This window comes from Nonomuraea sp. NPDC003707, from assembly GCF_053587055.1.
On the sequence record NZ_JBSFNK010000140.1, the window covers coordinates 1 to 1,063 of the forward strand.

Annotated in this window: 1 rRNA gene; it reads right to left on the reverse strand. The window is 55.7% G+C overall.

Features of this window, described 5'->3' with window-relative positions:
• Positions 1-1,063: ribosomal RNA gene (locus tag ACWDRB_RS67895) — 23S ribosomal RNA — on the reverse strand; the annotation flags it as partial.

Consider the following 1,063-nt stretch of genomic DNA (forward strand, 5'->3'; position numbering starts at 1 on the left):
GGTTCGATATGGGCGCGTTAAAGCGGGTACGGGAATATCAACCCGTTGTCCATCGACTACGCCTGTCGGCCTCGCCTTAGGTCCCGACTTACCCTGGGCGGATTAGCCTGCCCCAGGAACCCTTGGTCATCCGGCGCGAGGGTTTCTCACCCTCGATTCGCTACTCATGCCTGCATTCTCACTCGCGTACGCTCCACGGCTAGATCACTCTGCCGCTTCACCGCATACACGACGCTCCCCTACCCATCAACACAACATGTGTGTCAATGCCACGACTTCGGCGGTGTACTTGAGCCCCGCTACATTGTCGGCGCAGAATCACTTGACCAGTGAGCTATTACGCACTCTTTCAAGGGTGGCTGCTTCTAAGCCAACCTCCTGGTTGTCTCTGCGACTCCACATCCTTTCCCACTTAGCACACGCTTAGGGGCCTTAGTCGGTGATCTGGGCTGTTTCCCTCTCGACTACGAACCTTATCGCCCGCAGTCTCACTGCCACGCTCTCACTTACCGGCATTCGGAGTTTGGCTGACGTCAGTAACCTTGTCGGGCCCATTAGCCATCCAGTGCTCTACCTCCGGCAAGAAACACGCGACGCTGCACCTAAATGCATTTCGGGGAGAACCAGCTATCACGGAGTTTGATTGGCCTTTCACCCCTACACACAGATCATCCCCCAGGTTTTCAACCCTGGTGGGTTCGGTCCTCCACCCAGTCTTACCTGAGCTTCAACCTGCCCATGCGTAGATCACTCCGCTTCGGGTCTACAGCATGCGACTCAACGCCCTATTCAGACTCGCTTTCGCTACGGCTCCCCCACACGGGTTAACCTCGCCACACACCATAACTCGCAGGCTCATTCTTCAAAAGGCACGCAGTCACATCACACAGAAGCAAGCTTCTGTAAGCTCCTACGGCTTGTAGGCACACGGTTTCAGGTACTATTTCACGACCCCTCACCGGGGCACTTTTCACCTTTCCCTCACGGTACTCGTGCACTATCGGTCATCAGGGAGTATTTAGGCTTACCAGGTGGTCCTGGCAGATTCACACAGGATTTCTCG